Raw genomic sequence first — 24,379 nt, forward strand, 5'->3', positions numbered from 1 at the left:
GATGAACGATATTTTAATCGTTGACGGTTACAACATTATCGGAGCTTGGGGAGATTTGAAGAAACTGCGGGATGTAGATTTACAATCATCAAGAGATGCACTTATTGATAAGATGGCGGATTATCAAGGTTATACAGGTACAAAAGTGATGATAGTCTTTGATGCCTATACAGTACATGGTATTGAAAAAAAGATGAAACAATCTCGTGTGGAAGTAATATTCACACGAAAGAATCAAACTGCAGACGAAAAGATAGAGCAACTTGCGATAGAGCTTAGAAATATAAATACACGAATATATGTTGCGACTTCTGATTACACGGAACAATGGGTTATATTTGCGCAAGGTGCCCTTCGGAAATCTGCGCGTGAATTAGAGTTGGAAGTACAGGCAATGGAGCAACAAGTAAGAAGGCGTACAAAAGACACGAAAGAACAGCAACCCGCCATGCGAAAGATATTTAGTAAAGATATTACAGAAAAATTAGAAAAATTAAGAAGAGGAGAGCGTTGAAGCATTGACGCTCTTTGTCTTTTTACTGTATAATATTGCTAAATAAATAGCGGTCGGAGGGATCAAGGTGGAAGCAGGCTTCGTAAGTGTAGGCGACGTTACATTTCGTGATTTAGAGGATGAGGCAATCGTTGAGTTAGTTCGAAAAGGTAATACTGACGCTCTAGAATATTTAATTCACAAATATAAGAACTTTGTTCGCGCGAAATCAAGATCTTACTTTTTAGTGGGTGCCGATCGAGAAGATATTGTTCAAGAAGGTATGATAGGATTGTTTAAAGCAATTCGTGATTATAAAGAGGACAAGCTGTCTTCATTCAAAGCATTTGCTGAACTGTGTATCACTCGACAAATTATTACCGCTATTAAAACGGCAACAAGACAAAAACATATTCCCTTAAATTCGTATGTGTCTTTAGATAAGCCGATTTACGATGAGGAATCTGATCGAACATTATTGGATGTCATTTCTGAAGCGAAGGTAACTGATCCTGAAGAGATGATTATTAGCCAAGAAGAATATACAGACATAGAATCAAAAATATCAGAATTATTAAGCGATTTAGAAAGAAAAGTACTTTCTTTATATCTAGATGGGCGTTCTTATCAAGAGATTTCAGAACAGTTAAACAGACATGTGAAATCTATTGATAACGCTTTACAGCGGGTGAAGAGGAAATTGGAACGATATATGGAAATGCGAGAAAGTACAACTTTAAATTCATAACAAATAACAAGTGCAACAGGTGTAAAATAAATCACCTGTTTTCTTTTGTAGACAGTACAAAATGCATGTCATTGACATTGTCTTTTATTGTATGATACATTTTTAGGGACATAATGTTACAAGGTTGGTGTAACTAATGAGGAAAAAAGTTGTACTCTCATGTGAAGAGTGTAAAAATCGAAACTACTCTACTATGAAAGATACGAGCTCAATAGAGCGACTTGAAATAAAAAAGTTTTGTAAAACATGCAATCAGCATACAGTTCACAAGGAAACGAAATAAATAATTGAAATAATACACTGGAGGTCCCGCAGATGCGTTTAACGAACTTTTTCGGCGATGTAGGTCGCGAAATGAAAAAAGTAAGTTGGCCTAAAAAAGATGAATTACTCCGCTCAACAGCGACTGTTGTTGCTACAGTTGTGTTCTTTGCGATTTTCTTCGCAGTAGTTGATATGGGCATTTCTTCTTTAATTCGGTTAATTCTTGGTTAATTCTTGAATAAGAAGCACTTATCCATGATATAATGTTATTTATAAGAACTGTGTAAAAGCCCGGTGAACGGGTTTTTTCATTTGCGCAAAAAAATGTACGTCAGGGAGGGAAGGACGCTCGTCCTAAATGAATGGAAAAAAGTTGGTATGTTGTCCATACTTATTCTGGATATGAAAATAAAGTAAAAGCAAACCTAGAGAAGCGTGTAGAATCAATGGGTATGCAAGATAAAATTTTCCGTGTTGTTGTCCCGGAAGAAGTAGAAGTAGAAATGAAAAACGGAAAAGAAAAATTAATGAAAAGAAAAGTGTTCCCAGGTTATGTATTAGTAGAATTAATCATGACTGATGATTCTTGGTATGTTGTACGTAACACGCCGGGTGTAACTGGGTTCGTTGGTTCTTCTGGTTCTGGATCTAAACCATCACCTCTATTAGAAGAGGAAGTTGTTACCATTATGAAACATATGGGAATGGACAACGAAGTGGTTGATTTCGACTTTGAACTTCATGAGACAGTACGTGTAAATGAGGGGCCATTCGCAGATTATACAGGTGCTATTGAAGAAATTGATGTGGAGAAGAAAAAGGTTAGCGTACTTGTGGACATGTTTGGTCGCGAGACTCCAGTTGAACTTGACTTCCATCAAATTGAAAAATTATAAAATGAAACTTGAAATGAATTGTAAAAAGTGATAATATCTTTTAAGTCAGTACGTCTTCGTTATCGGAGACGTTTTTTGAAAGATTTTATCCTTACAGATAAAATATGACGTGGGAGGGCAAATCACTGTCCAATTGACCACATCACGGACTTAAGGAGGTGTGTCTCGTGGCTAAAAAGGTAATTAAAATGGTAAAGCTTCAAATTCCTGCAGGTAAAGCTAACCCAGCTCCACCAGTTGGTCCAGCATTAGGACAAGCAGGTGTTAACATCATGGGCTTCTGTAAAGAGTTTAACGCTCGTACAGCAGATCAAGCTGGTCTTATCATCCCTGTTGAAATTACGGTATTTGAGGACCGTTCATTCACTTTCATTACTAAAACTCCTCCTGCTGCTGTTCTTCTTAAGAAAGTAGCTGGTATTGAGTCTGGTTCTGGTGAACCAAACCGTAATAAAGTGGCAACTGTTAAGCGTGATAAAGTACGCGAAATCGCTGAAACTAAAATGCCTGACCTAAACGCTGCTAGCGTAGAAGCTGCAATGCGTATGGTTGAAGGTACTGCACGCAGTATGGGCATCGTTATCGAAGACTAATTCGATTTCTTTTTAAAAAAGGTTGCGGGTCTGGAATTCCAATTCGCAACCTTTATTATCGTAAATGATTATTGTTTTTAAATAAATGGATGGCGCTCATCCTCAGGTTATACCTGAAAACAGGCGTAAACGTGGGAGGTTATTCCGCTAAAACCACATTCGAGGAGGAAATAAAAATGGCTAAAAGAGGTAAAAAGTACGTAGAAGCTGCAAAGCTTGTTGATCGTGCATCTGCTTACTCTGCAACAGAAGCAGTAGAATTAGTAAAGAAAACAAACACAGCTAAATTTGATGCAACTGTAGAAGCTGCATTCCGTTTAGGTGTTGACCCTAAGAAAGCTGACCAACAAATCCGTGGTGCAGTTGTTCTTCCACACGGTACTGGTAAAGTACAACGTGTATTAGTGTTCGCTAAAGGTGAAAAAGCTAAAGAAGCTGAAGCTGCTGGCGCTGACTTCGTAGGCGATACTGATTACATCGGTAAAATCCAACAAGGTTGGTTCGATTTCGATGTAGTAGTAGCAACTCCTGACATGATGGGTGAAGTTGGTAAACTTGGTCGCGTATTAGGACCTAAAGGTTTAATGCCAAACCCTAAAACTGGAACAGTTACTTTCGATGTAACTAAAGCTGTTAACGAAATCAAAGCTGGTAAAGTTGAATACCGCGTTGATAAAGCTGGTAACATCCACGTTCCAATCGGTAAAGTATCTTTCGAAGATGCTAAATTAGTAGAAAACTTCAAAACAATCGCTGACACTTTATTAAAAGTTAAGCCATCTGCTGCAAAAGGTACTTACATGAAGAACGTAACAGTTGCTTCTACAATGGGACCTGGCGTACGCGTAGACGTTTCTACATTAGCGTAAAAATTGGAAGTTGACTTCATAAAGAAGATTTAATATAATCATTTATGTTGTGAATTTAAATAGTGTACCGTAGACAGTAGGTGTCAATAGACTTAATTTCCTACCTAGGTGTTAATATACGAAACGGAATTTTTTTCTGTGACTATATGCCTCCATGTCTACAAGTTGGGCATGGAGGTTTTTAGTGCACTTTCGGTACATCTTCTATATAATCTACAGGAGGTGTAATAACATGAGCAAAGTAATCGAAACTAAACAACAAGTTGTAACTGAAATCGCGGACAAACTTCGTGCTAGTAAATCTACAATTGTTGTTGACTACCGTGGTTTAACAGTTTCTGAAGCAACAGAATTACGTAAGCAATTACGTGAAGCTGGCGTTGAGTTCAAAGTTTACAAAAACTCTCTAACTCGTCGTGCTGCAGAATCTGCTGAAATGGCTGAGTTAAACGAATTCTTAACAGGACCAAACGCAATCGCGTTCAGTAACGAGGATGTAGTTGCTCCTGCGAAAGTATTAAACGACTTCGCTACAAAACATGAAGCTTTAGAAATTAAAGCGGGCGTAATCGAAGGTAAACTTGTAACACTTGATGAGGTTAAAGCAATCGCTACTCTTCCATCACGTGAAGGCTTACTTTCTATGCTTCTTAGCGTTCTTCAAGCTCCAATCCGTAACCTTGCACTTGCTACTAAAGCAGTTGCAGAACAAAAGGAAGAGCAAGGCGCTTAATTTTTTAAAAGATAATTACTTGTTATCTATAAAACAATACAAACCTATTTAAGGGAGGATATTTACAATGACTAAAGAACAAATCATTGAAGCAGTTAAATCTATGACTGTATTAGAACTTAACGACTTAGTAAAAGCTATCGAGGAAGAATTCGGCGTAACTGCTGCTGCTCCTGTAGCTGTAGCTGGTGGCGCTGGTGAAGCTGCTGCTGAAAAAACTGAGTTTGACGTAGTACTTGCAAGTGCTGGCGCTCAAAAAATCAAAGTTATCAAAGCTGTACGTGAAATCACTGGTCTTGGCTTAAAAGAAGCTAAAGAATTAGTTGACAACACTCCAAAAGCAATCAAAGAAGGCGTTTCTAAAGAGGAAGCTGAAGAAATGAAAGCTAAACTTGAAGAAGTTGGCGCTGCTGTAGAAGTTAAGTAATTAACTTTTGATGCTTTAAAAAAAGCTCGCTCTCATGCGAGCTTTTTTTTTAACTGTAAAGAAAAGAGGTGGCCATATGGCAGACCATTATTTTTCTAACGACCCTTCTAGTAAAAGTGATCGTAAACGATGGGAATTTCCACTTCGTGGATCTCAATTTACTTTTTTATCTGACCATGGGGTGTTTTCGAAAAACGAGGTGGACTTTGGTTCTCGTCTTTTAATTGAAGCGTTTCAAATGCCGGATATTAAAGGTGATATATTAGACGTAGGTTGTGGATACGGTCCTATTGGTTTGTCGTTAGCGAAAGAGTTTCAAGGTTGTGAAGTTCACATGGTGGATGTGAATGAAAGGGCGCTTGGGCTTGCGAAAGAAAATGCCGCTAATAACAGAATCGAGAATATACGTATTTTTCAAAGTAGCGTCTATGAAAATGTAGATGGCGAGTATGCTGCTATTCTATCTAACCCTCCAATTCGTGCGGGTAAAGATATCGTACATGAGATTTTAGAAAAAGCTGTGGAGTATTTAGTTCCAGGTGGAGAACTTTGGATTGTTATTCAAAAGAAGCAAGGTGCACCATCTGCGCTGAAAAAACTAGAAGAAGTATTTTCAGAAGTTGAGATTGTAGAAAAGAAAAAAGGATATTATATCATAAAATCAAAAAAACGTTGACGGTTATTTTTGGCTATGTTAACATTATACAATGCCAATATATGATTTTCTGCGTTGAGAAAGATGTATATTTTTGTTTCTCTTGGAAAAGATAGTAAAATCAGCAGATTATGAAACAGAATGATGGTTTTCTTATAGAAGCCATTTTTCTTTTTTGAGCAGGTAGAAAGACTCAACGTATTTATCTTTAAGAGAAAAAGACTACGCTAATAGCAGTAGTTGTATTTATTTGTGATTTTGCACAAATTTTTTTGTGCATTTATAATACTCATGATTTGAGGGGTGAAGCAGTTGACAGGTCAACTAGTTCAATACGGACGCCACCGCCAACGAAGAAGTTATGCCCGTATTAGTGAAGTATTAGAGTTACCAAATCTTATCGAAATTCAAACCTCTTCTTATCAGTGGTTTCTTGATGAGGGTTTGCGAGAAATGTTCCAAGACATTTCTCCGATTGAAGACTTTACGGGAAATCTATCGCTTGAATTTATCGACTACAGCTTAGGTGAACCTAAATACTCTGTAGACGAATGCAAAGAGCGTGATGTGACGTATGCAGCACCACTTCGTGTAAAAGTGCGTCTAATCAACAAGGAAACTGGTGAAGTAAAAGAACAAGATGTGTTCATGGGAGATTTCCCACTCATGACAGAGACTGGAACATTCGTAATTAACGGTGCAGAACGTGTTATCGTTTCCCAGTTAGTTCGCTCTCCAAGCGTATACTATAGTGGCAAAGTGGATAAAAACGGAAAACGTGGTTTTACTGCTACTGTAATTCCAAACCGCGGAGCTTGGTTAGAGTATGAGACAGATGCTAAGGATGTTGTATATGTGCGTATAGACCGTACGCGTAAACTTCCTGTAACTGTTTTGTTACGCGCATTAGGGTTTGGCTCTGATCAAGAAATCACCGAGCTTTTAGGTGATAACGAATACTTAAGCAACACATTAGAAAAAGACAACACAGATAGTACAGAAAAAGCATTGCTTGAAATTTATGAGCGTCTACGTCCTGGTGAACCACCAACAGTAGAAAATGCTAAGAGCTTACTTGTGTCTCGTTTCTTCGATCCAAAGCGCTACGATTTAGCAAATGTAGGTCGCTATAAGATCAACAAGAAGTTACACATTAAAAACAGATTGTTTAATCAACGTTTAGCTGAAACATTAGTGGATCCAGAAACTGGTGAAATTTTAGCGGCAGAAGGAACAATCTTAGATCGTCGTACACTTGATCGCATTTTACCTTACTTAGAGAAAAACATTGGATTCAAAACAGCGAAACCAATGGGTGGAGTGGTAGAAGGCGATGTTGAGCTGCAATCTATTAAGATTTATGCTCCTGAGTCGGAAGGCGAACGTGTAATTAATGTAATTGGTAATGCAAATATTACTCGTGATGTGAAACACATCACACCAGGTGATATCCTTGCTTCTATCAGTTACTTCTTCAACCTACTATACAAAGTAGGGGATACAGATGATATTGACCATTTAGGAAACCGTCGTCTGCGTTCTGTTGGAGAACTATTACAAAATCAATTCCGTATCGGTCTTTCTCGTATGGAACGTGTTGTTCGTGAGAGAATGTCGATCCAAGATACAAATGCAATTACACCACAGGCGCTAATTAATATTCGTCCTGTTATTGCATCTATTAAAGAGTTCTTCGGAAGTTCTCAGTTATCTCAGTTCATGGACCAAACAAATCCATTAGCAGAGTTAACTCACAAACGAAGACTATCTGCATTAGGACCTGGTGGTTTAACGCGTGAGCGCGCAGGCTTTGAAGTACGTGACGTTCATTACTCCCACTACGGTCGTATGTGTCCGATTGAAACACCAGAGGGACCAAACATCGGTTTGATTAACTCATTATCTTCGTTCGCGAAAGTAAATGAGTTTGGTTTCATTGAAACACCATATCGTCGTGTTGACCCAGAAACTGGTCTTGTAACAGGGCATGTTGATTATTTAACAGCAGATGAAGAAGATAACTATGTTGTAGCCCAAGCGAATATGAAATTATCTGATGAAGGTGAATTCCTAAGTGAAGATATCGTAGCTCGTTTCCGTGGTGAAAACATTGTCACAAATAGAGAACGCATCGACTACATGGATGTATCTCCAAAACAAGTAGTGTCGGCAGCGACAGCTTGTATTCCGTTCTTAGAAAACGATGACTCTAACCGCGCACTTATGGGAGCGAACATGCAACGTCAGGCGGTTCCGTTAATGAATCCGGAATCTCCGATTGTAGGTACAGGTATGGAGTACGTATCAGCAAAAGACTCAGGTGCTGCAGTAATCTGTAAACATCCTGGTGTTGTTGAGCGCGTAGAAGCACGTGAAGTTTGGGTACGTCGCTATGTAGAAGTTGACGGTCAAACAGTAAAAGGCGACTTAGATCGCTACAAAATGCAAAAATTCATTCGTTCTAACCAAGGAACTTGTTACAACCAACGTCCAATCGTAAGTGTTGGAAATGAAGTTGTAAAAGGTGAAATCCTTGCGGATGGTCCTTCTATGGAATTAGGTGAACTAGCACTTGGACGTAACGTGCTTGTTGGCTTCATGACTTGGGACGGTTATAACTACGAGGATGCGATCATCATGAGTGAGCGCCTTGTAAAAGATGATGTGTACACTTCTATTCATATTGAAGAATATGAATCAGAAGCTCGTGATACGAAGCTTGGACCAGAAGAAATTACACGTGACATTCCAAACGTTGGGGAAGACGCATTACGTAACCTTGACGAGCGCGGTATCATTCGCGTTGGTGCTGAAGTAAAAGATGGAGATTTACTTGTTGGTAAAGTAACACCTAAAGGTGTAACAGAATTAACAGCTGAAGAACGTCTATTACATGCTATCTTTGGAGAAAAAGCGCGTGAAGTACGTGATACATCACTACGTGTACCACACGGTGGTGGCGGTATTATCTTAGACGTAAAAGTATTCAACCGTGAAGATGGCGATGAATTGCCACCAGGCGTGAATCAACTTGTACGTGCATATATCGTTCAAAAACGTAAAATTTCTGAAGGTGACAAGATGGCCGGACGTCACGGTAACAAAGGTGTTATTTCTCGTATTTTACCAGAAGAAGATATGCCTTACTTACCAGACGGTACGCCAATCGATATCATGTTAAACCCATTAGGGGTACCATCTCGTATGAATATCGGTCAGGTATTAGAGCTTCATCTTGGTATGGCAGCAAGATACCTGGGCATTCACATTGCAACACCAGTATTCGATGGTGCTCGTGAGGAAGATGTTTGGGGCACAATTGAAGAAGCTGGTATGGCAAATGACGCGAAAACAATCCTGTATGACGGACGTACTGGTGAACCATTCGATAACCGCGTATCTGTTGGTGTCATGTATATGATCAAACTTGCGCACATGGTTGACGATAAACTTCATGCTCGTTCTACTGGACCATACTCACTTGTAACGCAGCAACCTCTTGGAGGTAAAGCTCAGTTCGGTGGACAGCGTTTCGGTGAGATGGAGGTTTGGGCACTTGAAGCTTACGGTGCTGCTTATACTCTTCAAGAAATCTTAACAGTGAAGTCTGATGATGTTGTTGGACGTGTTAAGACTTATGAAGCAATTGTTAAAGGCGAAAATGTTCCAGAACCAGGCGTTCCTGAATCATTCAAAGTATTGATTAAAGAGCTGCAAAGTTTAGGTATGGACGTTAAAATGATGTCTAGCGACGATACAGAAATTGAAATGCGTGATACAGAAGATGACGATGATCATCAATCAGCAGATAAATTGAATGTCGAAGTTGAGACAACTAAGGAATAATTGGGATAACCTGTAGACTAAAAGGGAGGTAGGCCCCTTGATAGATGTAAATAACTTTGAATATATGAAGATTGGACTTGCTTCACCTGACAAGATTCGTTCTTGGTCATACGGTGAAGTTAAGAAACCAGAAACTATTAACTATCGTACGTTAAAGCCTGAAAAAGATGGCTTGTTCTGTGAGCGTATTTTCGGACCACAAAAGGACTGGGAATGTCATTGCGGAAAATACAAACGTGTACGTTATAAAGGTGTAGTTTGTGATCGATGTGGCGTTGAAGTAACGCGTGCAAAAGTACGTCGTGAACGTATGGGTCATATTGAATTAGCTGCTCCTGTATCTCATATTTGGTATTTCAAAGGTATCCCGAGCCGCATGGGACTTGTCTTAGACATGTCCCCTCGCGCGCTTGAAGAAGTAATTTATTTCGCTTCTTATGTTGTAACAGAAAGTGGAGATACACCACTTGATAAGAAGCAATTACTTTCTGAAAAAGAATACCGTGCATATCGTGATCGATATGGTAGCACATTCCAAGCTGCTATGGGTGCAGAAGCGATTAAAAAGCTACTACAAGACATTGATTTAGATAAAGAAGTAGACTTCTTAAAAGAAGAATTAAAAACAGCACAAGGACAACGCCGTACTCGTGCTATTAAACGTCTAGAAGTATTAGAAGCATTCCGTAACTCTGGAAATGAACCATCTTGGATGATCTTAGATGTTCTACCAGTTATCCCACCAGAACTACGCCCAATGGTACAGTTAGATGGTGGACGTTTTGCTACTTCTGACTTAAACGACTTATATCGTCGTGTAATTAACCGTAACAACCGTTTAAAACGTCTATTGGACCTAGGTGCTCCAAGCATCATCGTTCAAAACGAAAAACGTATGTTACAAGAAGCTGTAGATGCATTAATTGATAATGGTCGTCGTGGCCGTCCAGTAACTGGACCAGGTAACCGTCCATTAAAATCACTATCTCACATGCTTAAAGGTAAACAAGGACGTTTCCGTCAAAACTTATTAGGTAAACGTGTTGACTACTCTGGCCGTTCTGTAATCGTTGTAGGACCGAACTTAAAGATGTACCAATGTGGATTACCGAAAGAAATGGCGCTTGAACTGTTCAAACCTTTTGTTATGAAAGAGTTAGTTGGAAAAGGGTTAGCACACAACATTAAGAGTGCGAAACGTAAAATTGAGCGTGTACACCCTGAAGTTTGGGACGTTTTAGAATCTGTGATTAAAGAACATCCAGTACTTCTAAACCGCGCACCAACACTTCACCGTCTTGGTATCCAGGCGTTTGAACCTACATTAGTAGAAGGTCGCGCAATTCGTCTTCACCCACTTGTATGTACTGCATACAACGCGGACTTTGACGGTGACCAAATGGCGGTTCACGTTCCGTTATCATCAGAGGCACAAGCAGAAGCTCGTATTCTTATGTTAGCGGCACAAAACATCTTGAATCCAAAAGACGGAAAACCAGTTGTTACTCCATCTCAGGATATGGTATTAGGTAACTACTACTTAACACTTGAGCGTGAAGGCGCAATCGGTGAGGGTATGGTCTTCAAAGATGCAAACGAAGCAATACTTGCATATCAAAATGGATATGTACATCTGCACACACGTGTTGCAGTTGCTGCAAGTTCAGTAAATAACGTAACGTTTACTGAAGAGCAAAAAGGTAAGCTTCTATTAACAACAGTTGGTAAATTAATATTTAACGAAATCTTACCAGAGTCGTTCCCTTATATTAATGAACCGACAAACTCAAACCTTGAAAAAGAAACACCAGCGGAATATTTCGTTGAAAAAGGTGCGAACATTAAAGAAATTATTGCTAGTCGCGAAGAAGTGGCGCCATTTAGCAAGAAGATCCTTGGTAACATCATTGCGGAAGTGTTCAAACGTTTCCAAATTACAGAAACGTCTCGCATGCTTGACCGTATGAAAAACTTAGGGTTCAAGTACTCTACAAAAGCTGGTATTACAGTTGGGGTATCTGACATTCTTGTATTAGGCGAAAAAGATGAAATTCTCCACGAAGCACAAGCAAAAGTAGATAATGTAATTAAACAATTCCGTCGCGGTTTAATCACGGAAGAAGAACGTTACGATCGCGTTATCTCTATTTGGAGTAATGCAAAAGATGTTATCCAAGGAAAACTGATGAAATCCTTGAATAAACGCAATCCAATCTTCATGATGAGTGACTCAGGTGCCCGTGGTAACGCATCTAACTTTACTCAGCTTGCTGGTATGCGTGGTCTGATGGCCAATCCATCTGGTCGTATCATCGAACTTCCAATCAAATCGAGTTTCCGTGAAGGTTTAACAGTACTTGAGTACTTCATCTCTACGCATGGTGCGCGTAAAGGTCTTGCCGATACAGCACTTAAAACTGCCGATTCTGGTTACTTAACACGTCGTCTTGTAGACGTTGCACAAGATGTAATTGTCCGTGAAGATGATTGTGGAACAGATCGTGGTCTATTAATTGGTGCGATTAAAGAGGGTAATGAAGTAATTGAGTCATTATATGATCGTCTTGTTGGACGTTTTGCAAGAAAAACTGTAAAACATCCTGAAACAGGTGAAGTATTAGTTAGTGAAAACCAATTAATTACTGAAGATATCGCTCATATCGTTGAAAATTCGGGTGTTGAAACTGTAAATATTCGTTCAGCGTTTACGTGTAACACTCGCCATGGTGTATGTAAGAAGTGTTACGGTCGTAACTTAGCAACTGGTACAGACGTAGAAGTAGGAGAAGCGGTAGGTATTATCGCAGCTCAATCTATCGGTGAGCCAGGTACACAGTTAACGATGCGTACATTCCATACAGGTGGGGTTGCCGGAGATGATATCACTCAAGGTTTACCTCGTATCCAAGAGATCTTCGAAGCTCGTAATCCGAAAGGTCAGGCAGTTATCAGTGAAATCGACGGTGTTATCGCAGCGATCAACGATGTTAAAGATCGCCAAGAAGTAGTTGTACAGGGTGAAGTTGAAGCTCGTACGTATGCTATTCCTTACGGTGCTCGTCTGAAAGTAACTCCAGGACAGCCAATTAGCCACGGTAAAGAGTTAACAGAAGGTTCTATTGATCCGAAAGAATTACTAAAAGTAACGGACATTACAGCAGTTCAAGAATACTTATTACGTGAAGTTCAAAAAGTATACCGTATGCAAGGGGTAGAAATTGGTGACAAACACGTAGAGGTAATGGTACGTCAAATGCTACGTAAAGTTCGTGTAAGTGATGCAGGTGAAACAGACGTATTACCAGGAACACTACTAGATATCCATCAGTTTACTGATGCGAATGCGAAGGTGTTACTGAAAGGTAAACAACCAGCGACAGCTAGACCTGTTCTACTTGGTATTACAAAAGCTTCACTTGAAACTGATTCATTCTTATCTGCAGCATCATTCCAAGAAACAACTCGTGTCTTAACTGATGCAGCAATTAAAGGTAAACGTGATGAGCTTCTAGGATTGAAAGAGAACGTTATTATCGGTAAACTTGTTCCTGCTGGAACAGGTATGAATCGTTATCGCAAAGTGGATCTTGTAAAAACAACACAAGATAACATGAATGTAGAAAACGATGAGATTTATGTGGAACAGTAAAATTTTCCGTCGTAAATTTTGTATAAAAACATCTAATCCTAGTTGACATTGTATGAGTCAAAATGTTACTATAATCAAGGTTGCTCCTGAACGATGCTTTGGAGGATATTTATATGTCTTATCAAAAAGTGTCAAATGCTGAAAATGTAGTCGTTGGTCATAAACGCACATTGGAAGCAATCAAAAATGGTATAGTTAAAGAAGTTGTTATTGCAGAAGATGCTGATGTGCGGTTAACCCATGTTATCATTCGCACTGCTTTGCAACATAACATACCCATAACAAAGGTTGAATCAGTTCGTAAGCTTGGAAAAGTTTCGGGGATTCAAGTGGGAGCTTCAGCAATAGGAATAATAAGTTAAAACTGTTTTTGTGAGGAGAGAGCATTTGCTCTTCCTTGCAAAAACTTTGTTTTCAACTAATAATGAACCACCTGGATATGTGGTCATACAAACATGCGAAGGGAGGATAATCAAATGCCTACTATTAACCAATTAGTGAGAAATGGTCGTACTGATAAAGTATGGAAATCTAAATCACCTGCGTTAAACAAAGGATTTAACTCTTTAAAGAAAAAATCAACTGATATCTCTGCACCTCAAAAACGTGGTGTATGTACTCGTGTTGGTACAATGACTCCAAAGAAACCTAACTCAGCGTTACGTAAATACGCTCGTGTACGTTTAACAAACGGTATTGAAGTTACAGCTTACATCCCAGGTATCGGTCATAACTTACAAGAGCATAGCGTAGTATTAATTCGCGGTGGTCGAGTAAAGGATTTACCAGGGGTACGTTACCACATCGTTCGTGGAGCGCTTGATACAGCTGGTGTTGACAAACGTATGCAAGGACGTTCTAAATATGGTACTAAGCGACCAAAACCTGCTAAAAAATAATAAACTTATAATGAAAGGAGGAACTCAATATGCCTCGTAAAGGACCTGTTGCGAAACGTGACGTGTTACCAGATCCAATGTACAATTCTAAGCTAGTAACACGCCTTATCAACAAAATGATGGTTGACGGTAAAAAAGGTAAATCTCAAACAATTCTTTATAACGCTTTCGATATCGTTCGTGAACGTTCAGATAAAGAACCAATGGAAGTATTCGAGCAAGCTCTTAAGAACATCATGCCTGTTCTTGAAGTACGCGCTCGTCGTGTTGGTGGTGCTAACTACCAAGTTCCAGTTGAGGTTCGTCCAGAACGCCGTACAACTTTAGGTCTTCGCTGGTTAGTAAACTATGCTCGTCTTCGTGGTGAAAAAACTATGGAAGAGCGTCTAGCTTACGAAATCTTAGATGCAGCTAACAACGCTGGTGCATCTGTTAAGAAACGTGAAGACACTCATAAAATGGCAGAAGCTAACAAAGCATTTGCTCATTACCGTTGGTAGGATTCAACGTAAAATAAATGTATGCATAAACCGCTTTATTTGTCGCTTATGGAAGTGTGGAGAGGGAGAATGCCTCTCCCTTTCGTTGGGCGCTCGTTTTACATAATGAGGGTACTGGACACTGGCATATGTAACAATATAAAGTGGCTTTTTTGCTACTTAAAATAAAAAATCCAATCCATATATGGAAGGAGCAAGACACCAAATGACAAGAGAGTTCTCTTTAGAAAACACTCGTAATATTGGTATCATGGCTCACATCGATGCTGGTAAAACAACAGCAACTGAGCGTATTCTGTATTACACAGGACGTATTCATAAAATCGGTGAAACTCATGAAGGTGCATCTCAGATGGACTGGATGGAGCAAGAGCAAGAGCGTGGTATCACAATTACTTCTGCTGCAACTACAGCTCAATGGAAAGGTCACCGTGTAAACATCATTGATACTCCAGGACACGTAGACTTCACAGTAGAAGTAGAACGTTCTTTACGCGTACTTGATGGTGCGGTAGCAGTACTTGATGCACAATCTGGTGTAGAACCACAAACAGAAACTGTTTGGCGTCAGGCTACTACTTACGGTGTACCTCGTATCGTATTCGTTAACAAAATGGATAAGATCGGTGCAGATTTCTTATACTCTGTAGGAACAATCCACGATCGTTTACAAGCAAACGCACATCCAATTCAGTTACCAATTGGTGCTGAAGATGAGTTCAATGGTATCATTGACCTTGTTGAAGAGTGTGCTTACATGTACGGTAACGATTTAGGAACAGACATCGAGCGTGTCGAAATTCCTGAAGAGCACAAAGAACTAGCTGAAGAATACCGTGGAAAGCTTATTGAAGCGGTAGCTGAGCTTGATGAAGAAATGATGATGAAGTACCTAGAAGGTGAAGAAATCACTGTAGAAGAGCTTAAAGCTGGTATCCGTAAGGCTACAACTTCTGTAGAATTCTTCCCAGTAATCTGTGGTTCTGCATTCAAAAACAAAGGTGTTCAAATTCTGTTAGACGCAGTTATCGACTACCTACCATCTCCATTAGATGTACCTGCTATTAAAGGTACTCTTCCGGATACAGATGAAGAAGTAGAACGTAAGTCTAGCGATGAAGAACCATTCGCAGCTTTAGCATTCAAAATCATGACTGACCCTTATGTTGGTAAGTTAACGTTCTTCCGTGTGTACTCTGGTGTGTTAAACTCTGGATCATACGTGAAAAACTCAACTAAAGGTAAGCGTGAGCGTGTAGGACGTATCCTACAAATGCACGCTAACAGCCGTGAAGAGATTTCAACAGTTTACGCTGGTGATATCGCTGCTGCTGTAGGTTTAAAAGATACTACTACTGGTGATACTCTTTGTGACGAGAAGAGCCTTGTTATCCTTGAGTCTATGGAATTCCCAGAGCCAGTTATCTCTGTAGCTATCGAACCAAAATCTAAAGCTGACCAAGATAAAATGGGTACAGCATTATCTAAGCTTTCTGAAGAAGATCCAACATTCCGTGCTCACACTGACCAAGAAACTGGCCAAACTATCATCGCTGGTATGGGTGAACTTCACCTTGATATCATCGTTGACCGTATGCGCCGTGAATTCAAAGTTGAAGCAAACGTTGGTGCTCCTCAGGTAGCATACCGTGAAACTTTCCGCGCTGCTGCGAAAGTTGAAGGTAAGTTTGCTCGTCAATCTGGTGGACGTGGACAATTTGGTCACGTTTGGATTGAGTTTGCACCTAACGAAGAAGGTAAAGGATTTGAATTCGAAAACAAAATCGTCGGCGGTGTAGTTCCACGTGAATACATCCCAGCTGTTGGAGCGGGTCTTGAAGACTCACTTAAAAATGGTGTACTAGCTGGTTACCCACTAGTTGACATTAAAGCAGCATTAGTTGACGGTTCTTACCATGATGTCGATTCATCTGAGATGGCGTTCAAAATCGCTGCATCTATGGCACTTAAAGCTGCGGTTTCTAAATGTAACCCAGTAATTCTTGAGCCAATGATGAAAGTTGAAGTTGTAATTCCTGAAGAGTACATGGGAGACATCATGGGTGACGTAACATCTCGTCGTGGACGTGTAGAAGGTATGGAAGCTCGCGGTAACGCACAAGTTGTTCGCGCTATGGTTCCACTTTCTGAAATGTTCGGTTATGCGACAGCATTACGTTCTAACACTCAAGGACGCGGAACATTCTCAATGACATTTGATCATTATGAAGAAGTACCGAAGTCTGTTTCAGAAGAAATTATTAAAAAAAATAAAGGCGAATAATTGATTTTTATCAATTGTTCGAGTATAACTACTTATGTAAGCTTAGAAAGTGGGACGTAAGTTTCGCTTTCTAGTCTAAATATAAAATAACCTATATAAACTAAGGAGGAATTTAGAATGGCTAAAGCTAAATTCGAACGTTCTAAACCCCATGTTAACATCGGTACAATCGGCCACGTTGACCATGGTAAAACTACATTAACTGCTGCGATCACTACAGTTCTTGCAAAAGCTGGTGGTGCTGAAGCACGCGGATACGATCAAATCGACGCTGCTCCAGAAGAAAGAGAGCGCGGAATCACAATCTCAACTGCACACGTTGAGTACGAAACTGAAACTCGTCACTATGCACACGTTGACTGCCCAGGTCACGCTGACTATGTTAAAAACATGATCACTGGTGCTGCTCAAATGGACGGCGGTATCTTAGTAGTATCTGCTGCTGATGGCCCAATGCCTCAAACACGTGAGCACATCCTTCTTTCTCGTCAAGTAGGTGTTCCTTACATCGTTGTATTCTTAAACAAATGCGACATGGTAGACGACGAAGAATTATTAGAATTAGTAGAAATGGAAGTTCGTGACCTATTATCTGAATACGGATTCCCAGGCGACGACATTCCTGTAATCAAAGGTTCTGCTCTTAAAGCTCTTCAAGGAGAAGCTGATTGGGAAGCAAAAATCATTGAATTAATGACTGAAGTTGATGCTTACATCCCAACTCCAGAACGTGAAACTGACAAACCATTCTTAATGCCTATCGAGGATGTATTCTCTATCACAGGTCGTGGTACAGTTGCAACTGGTCGTGTAGAGCGCGGAATCGTTAAAGTTGGTGACGTAGTAGAAATCATCGGTCTTGCTGAAGAGAATGCTTCTACAACTGTAACTGGTGTAGAAATGTTCCGTAAACTTCTTGACCAAGCTCAAGCTGGAGACAACATCGGTGCTCTTCTTCGTGGGGTTGCTCGTGAAGACATCCAACGTGGACAAGTTCTTGCTAAAACTGGCTCTGTAAAAGCACACGCTAAATTCAAAGCTGAAGTTTTCGTATTATCTAAAGAAGAAGGTGGACGTCACACTCCATTCTTCGCTAACTACCGTCCTCAGTTCTACTTCCGTACAACTGACGTAACTGGTATCATCCAATTACCAGAAGGTACTGAAATGGTAATGCCTGGTGACAACATCGAAATGACTATCGAACTTATCGCTCCAATCGCTATCGAAGAGGGAACTAAATTCTCTATTCGTGAAGGTGGACGTACAGTAGGTTACGGTGTAGTTGCTACTATCGTTGAGTAATCTTAGCTGATATAAAAAAACCTAAGGGATTTTCCCTTAGGTTTTTTGTTTGCGTTTATATAAAGAAGAAGAGTGTGTTTTTTTGTTTTGACGAGTTTCTTCTATAGTAATATAAAAACAACAAAAGATAATCCAGAAACTGTAAAACGAATTCTGTTAGATGAAAACTTGAAATTCTTTAAAGTGCCATGTATAATAGCAAAAGTAGAGAAAAGCAGATGCAAACAAAAAGATGCTTGCATCTAGACGAATAACATTGTATAATAGACAATGTTGGTCTTTGACTGCGATGAAGTGGAAGGTTGCTGACACACCCGGCCGCTTTGCCATGGCATGGTGTGGGGAAATTTCCATGGAGAAGGTCTATTTTAGAAATAGGCGAACGAAGGAGGGAAAATAATGGCAAAAGAAAAAATTCGTATCCGTTTAAAAGCTTATGATCACCGTATTCTTGATCAATCAGCTGAGAAAATTGTAGAAACAGCTAAGCGTTCTGGGGCAACAGTTTCTGGTCCGATCCCATTACCAACTGAGAAGACTATTTACACAATTCTTCGTGCTGTTCATAAGTACAAAGATTCTCGTGAGCAATTCGAAATGCGCACACACAAACGTTTAATCGATATCGTGAGTCCTACTCCACAAACAGTAGATTCATTAATGCGTTTAGACTTACCGTCTGGTGTAGATATCGAAATCAAACTATAAATTATATAACTTAAAAATGTAGGAGGTGTAACTCATGACCAAAGGAATCTTAGGAAGAAAGATCGGTATGACTCAAGTATTTGCTGAGAACGGTGAGTTAATCCCAGTAACAGTTATCGCTGCTAATCCAAACGTTGTTCTTCAAAAGAAAACAACTGAAACTGATGGCTACAATGCAATCCAGTTAGGATTTGAAGATAAACGTGAAAAGTTAACTAACAAACCTGAACAAGGCCACACTGCTAAAGCATCTACAACTCCTAAGCGCTTCATTCGCGAAATCCGCGATGCAGACGTGGACGGATTAGAGGTTGGTCAAGAGGTAAAAGTTGAAGTTTTCGCTGCAGGTGAAATCGTTGACGTAACAGGAATTTCTAAAGGTAAAGGTTTCCAAGGTGTTATCAAACGCCACGGACAATCTCGCGGACCTATGTCTCATGGTTCTCGCTATCACCGTCGTCCAGGTTCAATGGGCCCAGTTGCTCCGAACCGTGTATTCAAAGGTAAAAAACTTGCTGGACGTATGGGTGGAGACCAAGTTACTATCCAAAACTTAGAAATCGTTCAAGTTGACACTGAGCGCAACTTATTACTAGTAAAAGGTAACGTTCCAGGTGCTAAGAAATCTCTTGTAGTTGTTCAAGGCGCTGTGAAGGTTAGCAAATAATTCACAATAGGAAGGAGGAATTCCAATGCCAAAAGTTACTGTATATAACCAAACTGGTTCACAGGTTGGTGAAATCGAATTAGCTGAAGCTATTTTCGGTATCGAACCAAATGAAGCTGTACTTTTCGAAGCTGTAATGATGCAACGTGCATCTTTACGTCAAGGTACACACAAAGTAAAAACTCGCTCTGAAGTTCGCGGTGGTGGTCGTAAACCATGGCGTCAAAAAGGAACTGGACGTGCTCGTCAAGGGTCTATCCGCTCTCCTCAATGGCGTGGTGGTGGTACGGTATTCGGACCTACACCAAGAAGCTATGCGTACAAACTTCCTAAGAAAGTTCGTCGTTTAGCAATCAAATCTGCATTAGCTACTAAAGTAGTTGAGAACAACATTGTAGTTCTTGAAGACCTAGTGTTAAATGCACCAAAAACAAAAGACATGCTAGCAGTACTTAAAGGATTAACTGTTGAGAAGAAAGCTCTTATCGTAACTGCTGATGCAAACGAATCTGTAGAGTTATCTGCTCGCAATATCCCTGGAGTAACAGTAATCACTGCTGATGGCGTAAACGTTTTAGACGTGCTTCATCATGATAAGCTAATCATGACAAAAGCGGCAGTGGAAAAAGTAGAGGAGGTGCTTGCATAATGAGAGATCCTCGTGATATCATTAAGCGCCCAGTTATCACTGAACGTTCTATGGAAATGATGGCTGAAAAAAAATACACGTTCGATGTGGACGTTAAATCTAATAAAACAGAAGTTAAAGATGCTCTTGAAGCGATCTTTGGTGTTAAAGTAGAAAAAGTGAACATCATGAACTACAAGCCGAAAGCAAAACGCGTTGGTCGTCACGCTGGTTTTACTAGCCGTCGTCGTAAAGCAATCGTTAAGCTAACTGCTGACAGCAAAGAAATCGAAATCTTCCAAGGCGTTTAATTCTTACTAAAGAAGGAGGGAAATTGAGATGGGAATTAAAAAGTATAATCCAACTACTAACGGTCGTCGTAATATGACTACGAATGATTTCGCTGAAATCACGACTGACAGACCCGAAAAGTCATTACTTGCTCCTTTAAGCAAGAAGGCTGGTCGTAATAACCAAGGTAAAATTACTGTACGTCATCAAGGTGGCGGACATAAGCGTCAATACCGTATCATCGACTTTAAGCGTAACAAAGATGGAATTCCAGGACGCGTTGCTACGATCGAATACGATCCAAACCGCTCTGCGAATATCGCATTAATTAACTACGTTGACGGTGAAAAACGTTACATTCTTGCTCCTAAATCTTTAGAAGTAGGTATGGAAGTTATGTCTGGCCCAGAAGCTGACATCAAAATCGGTAACGCATTACCATTAATCAACATTCCAGTAGGTACTGTTGTTCATAACATCGAGCTTAAGCCTGGTCGTGGCGGACAATTAGTTCGTTCTGCTGGTACATCTGCTCAAGTACTTGGTAAAGAAGGTAAATACGTACTTGTACGTTTAACTTCTGGTGAAGTACGTCTTGTATTATCTGCTTGTCGCGCTTCAATCGGTCAAGTAGGTAACGAACAACACGAACTTATCAAAATCGGTAAAGCAGGTCGCTCTCGCTGGTTAGGTAAACGCCCAACAGTTCGTGGTTCTGTAATGAACCCGGTTGATCACCCACACGGTGGTGGTGAAGGACGTTCTCCAATCGGACGTAAGTCTCCAATGTCTCCATGGGGTAAACCAACTCTTGGATTCAAGACTCGTAAGAAAAACAAAGCGTCTGACAAATTCATCGTTCGTCGTCGTAAAAAATAATGGGATTGTAGTACGGTTCATTTCTAGAACCGTACGCCAATCACGAAGGGAGGCACCAAAATGGCTCGTAGCTTAAAAAAAGGACCATTTGTCGATGATCACTTAATGAGCAAAATGGAAAAATTAGTTGCATCTGAGCAAAAACAAGTTGTTAAAACTTGGTCTCGCCGTTCAACAATCTTCCCTCAGTTCATCGGACACACAATCGCTGTATATGATGGTCGTAAACACGTACCTGTGTACATCACTGAGGATATGGTTGGCCATAAGTTAGGTGAATTCGCACCAACTCGTACGTATAAAGGTCACCTTGCTGACGATAAGAAAACTAGAAGATAATGAGAGGAGGCACTTCAATGCAAGCTAAAGCAGTAGCGAGAACAGTTCGTATTGCTCCTCGTAAAGTTCGTTTAGTAGTAGACTTAATCCGAGGTAAGCAAGTGGGTGAAGCGATTGCTATCCTTAACCACACACCAAAAACTGCTTCTCCAGTTGTAGAAAAAGTTTTAAAATCTGCAATCGCAAATGCAGAGCACAATTATGAGATGGACATTAACAACCTAGTTGTTGAAAAAGTCTTCGTTGACGAAGGTCCAACGTTGAAACGTTTCCGTCCACGTGCAATGGGTCGTGCAAGCCAAATTAACAAACGCACAAGCCACATTACAGTTGTGGTATCAGAAAAGAAGGAGGGATAATCGATGGGTCAAAAGGTTAATCCAATTGGTCTTCGTGTCGGTGTTATCCGTGACTGGGAATCTCGTTGGTTCGCTGAGAAAGATTACGCTACATTATTACATGAAGACATCAAAATCCGTGAGTACATTAATGTACGCTTAAAAGATTCTGCTGTTGCTAAAGTAGAAATCGAACGTGCAGCAAATCGTGTAAATGTTACAATTCACACTGCAAAACCTGGTATGGTAATTGGTAAAGGTGGTACTGAAGTTGAAGCACTTCGTAAAGCTCTTAACCAATTAACAGGCAAGCGTGTACACATCAACATTTTAGAAGTTAAGAGAGCTGATCTTAACGCTAAATTAGTAGGCGAAAACATCGCTCGTCAATTAGAAAACCGTGTATCATTCCGTCGTGCACAAAAGCAAGTTATTCAACGTGCTATGCGTGCAGGTGCTAAAGGTATTAAAACACAGGTTTCTGGTCGTCTTGGCGGAGCTGATATCGCTCGTGCAGAATCTTACAGTGAAGGAACTGTTCCACTTCATACACTTCGCGCTGATATTGACTATGCAGCAGTTGAAGCTGATACAACATACGGTAAATTAGGCGTAAAAGTATGGATCTACCGTGGAGAAGTCCTTCCTACAAAAAAGAAAGCTTCTGAGGAAGGAGGAAAATAATATGTTAATGCCAAAACGCGTAAAATATCGTAGAGAGCATCGTGGTAAAATGCGTGGTCGTGCTAAAGGTGGAACTGAAGTTGCTTTCGGTGAATTCGGTTTACAAGCACAAGCTGCTTCATGGATTACAAACCGTCAAATCGAAGCTGCTCGTCGTGCAATGACTCGTTACATGAAACGTGGCGGTAAAGTATGGATTAAAATTTTCCCTTCTAAACCTTACACTGCAAAACCTCTAGAAGTACGTATGGGTTCCGGTAAAGGGGCACCAGAAGGCTGGGTAGCAGTAGTAAAACCTGGGAAAATTATGTTCGAAATCGCGGGTGTATCTGAAGAGGTAGCACGCGAAGCATTACGTCTTGCAGCTCACAAGTTACCTGTGAAATGTAAATTCGTAAAACGTGAAGAAAATGGTGGTGAATCTAATGAAAACTAATGATATTCGTGAATTAACCACTGCCGAAATCGAAACAAAAGTTAAAGCTTTAAAGGAAGAGTTGTTTAATCTTCGCTTCCAACTTGCTACAGGACAATTAGAGAATCCAACTCGCATTCGTGAAGTGCGTAAAGCAATTGCTCGTATGAAAACTGTAGTTCGTGAAAGAGAGATCGGAATTAATCGATAAATTGAGGGGAGGTTTGCATAGTGAGCGAACGTAACCAACGCAAAGTTTATACTGGTCGTGTAGTGTCTGACAAAATGGACAAAACGATTACAGTTTTAGTTGAAACTTACAAAACTCATTCCTTGTACGGAAAACGTGTTAAGTATTCTAAGAAGTACAAAGCCCATGATGAGCAAAACCAAGCGAAACTTGGCGATATCGTTAAAATCATGGAAACTCGCCCGCTTTCTGCTACTAAGCGTTTCCGTTTAGTTGAAATCGTTGAAGAAGCGGTTATTATCTAAATAGACGAATCGGAATTTTTAGTCCGAAGGGAGGTTTCATAACATGATCCAACAAGAATCTCGTTTGAAAGTTGCTGACAACTCTGGTGCACGTGAACTTTTAACAATTAAAGTATTAGGCGGCTCTGGTCGTAAATATGCTAACATTGGTGACATTATCGTTGCTACGGTAAAACAAGCAACACCAGGTGGCGTTGTTAAAAAAGGTGACGTTGTTAAAGCAGTAGTAGTACGTACGAAGAGCGGAGCTCGTCGTCCGGACGGTTCTTACATCAAATTTGATGAAAACGCAGCGGTTATCATTAAAGACGATAAGAGCCCACGTGGTACTCGTATCTTCGGACCAGTAGCTCGTGAATTACGTGATAGCAACTTCATGAAGATCGTTTCTTTAGCTCCAGAAGTTCTATAATTTAAGGTATTGCCTTGCTAAGGAGGTGCAGAATTAAGATGCATGTAAAAAAAGGTGATAAAGTACAGGTAATCACTGGTAAAGACAAAGGAAAACAAGGCGTTATCCTTGTGGCTTTCCCAAAGCAAAACCGTGTTATCGTTGAGGGTGTCAATATCGTTAAGAAGCACTCTAAGCCATCTCAATTAAATCCACAAGGTGGAATTATTACTAAAGAAGCACCTATTCACGTTTCTAACGTTATGATTTTAGATCCGAAAACAGGTGAACCTACTCGTGTAGGCTTCAAAGTAGAAGATGGTAAAAAAGTTCGTATTGCAAAAAAATCTGGTGAATTATTAGATAAATAATTTTCTTAAGAA

General features: G+C 40.1%; 30 protein-coding genes and 1 other annotated feature. All 30 genes read left to right on the forward strand.

Features of this window, described 5'->3' with window-relative positions:
* The first annotated feature begins 1 nt into the window (after position 1).
* The 30 genes from ACW0JX_RS00580 to rplX all read left to right on the forward strand — a co-directional run bounded on the left by ACW0JX_RS00580 (position 2) and on the right by rplX (position 24,367).
* Positions 2–514 (forward strand): NYN domain-containing protein, encoded by a 513-nt coding sequence (locus ACW0JX_RS00580; protein ID WP_000997887.1) that lies wholly within the window; start codon positions 2–4, stop codon positions 512–514.
* Positions 515–581: 67 nt separating this feature from the next.
* Complete coding sequence (locus tag ACW0JX_RS00585; protein WP_000387198.1) at positions 582–1,241, forward strand: RNA polymerase factor sigma-70; 660 nt, start codon at positions 582–584, stop codon at positions 1,239–1,241.
* A gap of 136 nt (positions 1,242–1,377) precedes the next feature.
* Positions 1,378–1,524 carry a 50S ribosomal protein L33 gene (gene rpmG / locus ACW0JX_RS00590; protein ID WP_014481927.1) on the forward strand — a complete coding sequence of 49 codons (147 nt, stop codon included), beginning with the start codon at positions 1,378–1,380 and terminating at the stop codon, positions 1,522–1,524.
* Between the two features lie 32 nt (positions 1,525–1,556).
* Entirely contained in the window at positions 1,557–1,736 is a 180-nt protein-coding gene (gene secE / locus ACW0JX_RS00595) for a preprotein translocase subunit SecE (RefSeq protein WP_001241323.1), read from the forward strand.
* Between the two features lie 131 nt (positions 1,737–1,867).
* Entirely contained in the window at positions 1,868–2,401 is a 534-nt protein-coding gene (gene nusG / locus ACW0JX_RS00600) for a transcription termination/antitermination protein NusG (protein ID WP_000415794.1), read from the forward strand.
* A 167-nt stretch (positions 2,402–2,568) separates the two neighbouring features.
* On the forward strand, positions 2,569–2,994 hold the full coding sequence (rplK, locus tag ACW0JX_RS00605) for a 50S ribosomal protein L11 (protein ID WP_001085872.1): 426 nt from the start codon (positions 2,569–2,571) through the stop codon (positions 2,992–2,994).
* 176 nt (positions 2,995–3,170) lie between these two features.
* A complete protein-coding gene (rplA, locus tag ACW0JX_RS00610) occupies positions 3,171–3,863 on the forward strand; it encodes a 50S ribosomal protein L1 (protein ID WP_002094239.1) in 693 nt (230 codons plus the stop codon).
* A 49-nt stretch (positions 3,864–3,912) separates the two neighbouring features.
* Positions 3,913–4,056: a sequence feature (ribosomal protein L10 leader region), on the forward strand.
* A 39-nt stretch (positions 4,057–4,095) separates the two neighbouring features.
* Positions 4,096–4,596: a 50S ribosomal protein L10 gene (gene rplJ / locus ACW0JX_RS00615; protein WP_000048718.1), complete on the forward strand. Its 501-nt coding sequence runs from the start codon at positions 4,096–4,098 to the stop codon at positions 4,594–4,596.
* Positions 4,597–4,663: 67 nt separating this feature from the next.
* Positions 4,664–5,023: a 50S ribosomal protein L7/L12 gene (gene rplL, locus ACW0JX_RS00620; RefSeq protein WP_000159737.1), complete on the forward strand. Its 360-nt coding sequence runs from the start codon at positions 4,664–4,666 to the stop codon at positions 5,021–5,023.
* Positions 5,024–5,099: 76 nt separating this feature from the next.
* Positions 5,100–5,699 (forward strand): class I SAM-dependent methyltransferase, encoded by a 600-nt coding sequence (locus ACW0JX_RS00625; RefSeq protein WP_000763269.1) that lies wholly within the window; start codon positions 5,100–5,102, stop codon positions 5,697–5,699.
* A 291-nt stretch (positions 5,700–5,990) separates the two neighbouring features.
* Entirely contained in the window at positions 5,991–9,524 is a 3,534-nt protein-coding gene (gene rpoB, locus ACW0JX_RS00630) for a DNA-directed RNA polymerase subunit beta (protein ID WP_000147553.1), read from the forward strand.
* A 37-nt stretch (positions 9,525–9,561) separates the two neighbouring features.
* Positions 9,562–13,173 carry a DNA-directed RNA polymerase subunit beta' gene (gene rpoC / locus ACW0JX_RS00635; RefSeq protein WP_000567943.1) on the forward strand — a complete coding sequence of 1,204 codons (3,612 nt, stop codon included), beginning with the start codon at positions 9,562–9,564 and terminating at the stop codon, positions 13,171–13,173.
* A 113-nt stretch (positions 13,174–13,286) separates the two neighbouring features.
* Positions 13,287–13,535 (forward strand): 50S ribosomal protein L7ae-like protein, encoded by a 249-nt coding sequence (locus ACW0JX_RS00640; protein ID WP_000121833.1) that lies wholly within the window; start codon positions 13,287–13,289, stop codon positions 13,533–13,535.
* Between the two features lie 114 nt (positions 13,536–13,649).
* Positions 13,650–14,072, forward strand: a complete 423-nt coding sequence (gene rpsL / locus ACW0JX_RS00645; RefSeq protein WP_001142341.1) for a 30S ribosomal protein S12 — start codon at positions 13,650–13,652, stop codon at positions 14,070–14,072.
* 29 nt (positions 14,073–14,101) lie between these two features.
* On the forward strand, positions 14,102–14,572 hold the full coding sequence (gene rpsG, locus ACW0JX_RS00650; RefSeq protein ID WP_001137492.1) for a 30S ribosomal protein S7: 471 nt from the start codon (positions 14,102–14,104) through the stop codon (positions 14,570–14,572).
* 205 nt (positions 14,573–14,777) lie between these two features.
* The gene (gene fusA / locus ACW0JX_RS00655) at positions 14,778–16,856 is read left to right on the forward strand and encodes an elongation factor G (RefSeq protein ID WP_000196384.1); all 2,079 of its coding nucleotides are present in this window, start codon (positions 14,778–14,780) and stop codon (positions 16,854–16,856) included.
* A 117-nt stretch (positions 16,857–16,973) separates the two neighbouring features.
* Positions 16,974–18,161, forward strand: a complete 1,188-nt coding sequence (gene tuf / locus ACW0JX_RS00660) for an elongation factor Tu (RefSeq protein ID WP_001029617.1) — start codon at positions 16,974–16,976, stop codon at positions 18,159–18,161.
* Between the two features lie 399 nt (positions 18,162–18,560).
* On the forward strand, positions 18,561–18,869 hold the full coding sequence (gene rpsJ, locus ACW0JX_RS00665) for a 30S ribosomal protein S10 (protein WP_001040595.1): 309 nt from the start codon (positions 18,561–18,563) through the stop codon (positions 18,867–18,869).
* A 34-nt stretch (positions 18,870–18,903) separates the two neighbouring features.
* Complete coding sequence (gene rplC / locus ACW0JX_RS00670) at positions 18,904–19,536, forward strand: 50S ribosomal protein L3 (RefSeq protein ID WP_000160209.1); 633 nt, start codon at positions 18,904–18,906, stop codon at positions 19,534–19,536.
* 25 nt (positions 19,537–19,561) lie between these two features.
* Entirely contained in the window at positions 19,562–20,185 is a 624-nt protein-coding gene (gene rplD, locus ACW0JX_RS00675) for a 50S ribosomal protein L4 (protein ID WP_001127258.1), read from the forward strand.
* Positions 20,185–20,475 (forward strand): 50S ribosomal protein L23, encoded by a 291-nt coding sequence (gene rplW, locus ACW0JX_RS00680; protein ID WP_001205558.1) that lies wholly within the window; start codon positions 20,185–20,187, stop codon positions 20,473–20,475. The genes rplD and rplW overlap by 1 nt, the downstream gene beginning before the upstream one ends.
* A 28-nt stretch (positions 20,476–20,503) precedes the next feature.
* On the forward strand, positions 20,504–21,334 hold the full coding sequence (gene rplB, locus ACW0JX_RS00685) for a 50S ribosomal protein L2 (protein ID WP_000511583.1): 831 nt from the start codon (positions 20,504–20,506) through the stop codon (positions 21,332–21,334).
* 60 nt (positions 21,335–21,394) lie between these two features.
* On the forward strand, positions 21,395–21,673 hold the full coding sequence (gene rpsS, locus ACW0JX_RS00690; protein WP_000124454.1) for a 30S ribosomal protein S19: 279 nt from the start codon (positions 21,395–21,397) through the stop codon (positions 21,671–21,673).
* A 17-nt stretch (positions 21,674–21,690) separates the two neighbouring features.
* Positions 21,691–22,032 (forward strand): 50S ribosomal protein L22, encoded by a 342-nt coding sequence (gene rplV, locus ACW0JX_RS00695; RefSeq protein ID WP_001148024.1) that lies wholly within the window; start codon positions 21,691–21,693, stop codon positions 22,030–22,032.
* Between the two features lie 3 nt (positions 22,033–22,035).
* The gene (gene rpsC / locus ACW0JX_RS00700; RefSeq protein WP_000529956.1) at positions 22,036–22,695 is read left to right on the forward strand and encodes a 30S ribosomal protein S3; all 660 of its coding nucleotides are present in this window, start codon (positions 22,036–22,038) and stop codon (positions 22,693–22,695) included.
* A gap of 1 nt (position 22,696) precedes the next feature.
* Positions 22,697–23,131, forward strand: coding sequence for a 50S ribosomal protein L16 (gene rplP / locus ACW0JX_RS00705; protein WP_000928971.1), 435 nt, complete (start codon positions 22,697–22,699; stop codon positions 23,129–23,131).
* Positions 23,121–23,321, forward strand: a complete 201-nt coding sequence (gene rpmC / locus ACW0JX_RS00710; RefSeq protein ID WP_000855718.1) for a 50S ribosomal protein L29 — start codon at positions 23,121–23,123, stop codon at positions 23,319–23,321. Before rplP ends, rpmC begins: the two co-directional genes overlap by 11 nt.
* Before the next feature lie 20 nt (positions 23,322–23,341).
* Positions 23,342–23,605, forward strand: coding sequence for a 30S ribosomal protein S17 (gene rpsQ / locus ACW0JX_RS00715; protein ID WP_000004106.1), 264 nt, complete (start codon positions 23,342–23,344; stop codon positions 23,603–23,605).
* Positions 23,606–23,648: 43 nt separating this feature from the next.
* Positions 23,649–24,017 carry a 50S ribosomal protein L14 gene (gene rplN, locus ACW0JX_RS00720; RefSeq protein ID WP_000615912.1) on the forward strand — a complete coding sequence of 123 codons (369 nt, stop codon included), beginning with the start codon at positions 23,649–23,651 and terminating at the stop codon, positions 24,015–24,017.
* Positions 24,018–24,055: 38 nt separating this feature from the next.
* On the forward strand, positions 24,056–24,367 hold the full coding sequence (rplX, locus tag ACW0JX_RS00725) for a 50S ribosomal protein L24 (protein WP_000558200.1): 312 nt from the start codon (positions 24,056–24,058) through the stop codon (positions 24,365–24,367).
* Positions 24,368–24,379 lie beyond the last annotated feature (12 nt).

It is taken from the genome of Bacillus sp. C-3-6 (assembly GCF_054509685.1).

Coding starts and splice junctions, on each gene's coding strand:
- rplP (WP_000928971.1), top strand. CDS start 22,697: ATGTTAATGCCAAAACGCGTAAAATATCGTAGAGAGCATCGTGGTAAA.
- nusG (WP_000415794.1), top strand. CDS start 1,868: ATGGAAAAAAGTTGGTATGTTGTCCATACTTATTCTGGATATGAAAAT.
- rpsJ (WP_001040595.1), top strand. CDS start 18,561: ATGGCAAAAGAAAAAATTCGTATCCGTTTAAAAGCTTATGATCACCGT.
- rplX (WP_000558200.1), top strand. CDS start 24,056: ATGCATGTAAAAAAAGGTGATAAAGTACAGGTAATCACTGGTAAAGAC.
- rpsL (WP_001142341.1), top strand. CDS start 13,650: ATGCCTACTATTAACCAATTAGTGAGAAATGGTCGTACTGATAAAGTA.
- rpsC (WP_000529956.1), top strand. CDS start 22,036: ATGGGTCAAAAGGTTAATCCAATTGGTCTTCGTGTCGGTGTTATCCGT.
- rplC (WP_000160209.1), top strand. CDS start 18,904: ATGACCAAAGGAATCTTAGGAAGAAAGATCGGTATGACTCAAGTATTT.
- ACW0JX_RS00625 (WP_000763269.1), top strand. CDS start 5,100: ATGGCAGACCATTATTTTTCTAACGACCCTTCTAGTAAAAGTGATCGT.
- rpsG (WP_001137492.1), top strand. CDS start 14,102: ATGCCTCGTAAAGGACCTGTTGCGAAACGTGACGTGTTACCAGATCCA.
- rplB (WP_000511583.1), top strand. CDS start 20,504: ATGGGAATTAAAAAGTATAATCCAACTACTAACGGTCGTCGTAATATG.
- rpmC (WP_000855718.1), top strand. CDS start 23,121: ATGAAAACTAATGATATTCGTGAATTAACCACTGCCGAAATCGAAACA.
- secE (WP_001241323.1), top strand. CDS start 1,557: ATGCGTTTAACGAACTTTTTCGGCGATGTAGGTCGCGAAATGAAAAAA.
- rplL (WP_000159737.1), top strand. CDS start 4,664: ATGACTAAAGAACAAATCATTGAAGCAGTTAAATCTATGACTGTATTA.
- rplV (WP_001148024.1), top strand. CDS start 21,691: ATGCAAGCTAAAGCAGTAGCGAGAACAGTTCGTATTGCTCCTCGTAAA.
- rplD (WP_001127258.1), top strand. CDS start 19,562: ATGCCAAAAGTTACTGTATATAACCAAACTGGTTCACAGGTTGGTGAA.
- tuf (WP_001029617.1), top strand. CDS start 16,974: ATGGCTAAAGCTAAATTCGAACGTTCTAAACCCCATGTTAACATCGGT.
- rplA (WP_002094239.1), top strand. CDS start 3,171: ATGGCTAAAAGAGGTAAAAAGTACGTAGAAGCTGCAAAGCTTGTTGAT.
- ACW0JX_RS00580 (WP_000997887.1), top strand. CDS start 2: ATGAACGATATTTTAATCGTTGACGGTTACAACATTATCGGAGCTTGG.
- fusA (WP_000196384.1), top strand. CDS start 14,778: ATGACAAGAGAGTTCTCTTTAGAAAACACTCGTAATATTGGTATCATG.
- rplJ (WP_000048718.1), top strand. CDS start 4,096: ATGAGCAAAGTAATCGAAACTAAACAACAAGTTGTAACTGAAATCGCG.
- rpsS (WP_000124454.1), top strand. CDS start 21,395: ATGGCTCGTAGCTTAAAAAAAGGACCATTTGTCGATGATCACTTAATG.
- ACW0JX_RS00640 (WP_000121833.1), top strand. CDS start 13,287: ATGTCTTATCAAAAAGTGTCAAATGCTGAAAATGTAGTCGTTGGTCAT.
- rplW (WP_001205558.1), top strand. CDS start 20,185: ATGAGAGATCCTCGTGATATCATTAAGCGCCCAGTTATCACTGAACGT.
- rplN (WP_000615912.1), top strand. CDS start 23,649: ATGATCCAACAAGAATCTCGTTTGAAAGTTGCTGACAACTCTGGTGCA.
- rpmG (WP_014481927.1), top strand. CDS start 1,378: ATGAGGAAAAAAGTTGTACTCTCATGTGAAGAGTGTAAAAATCGAAAC.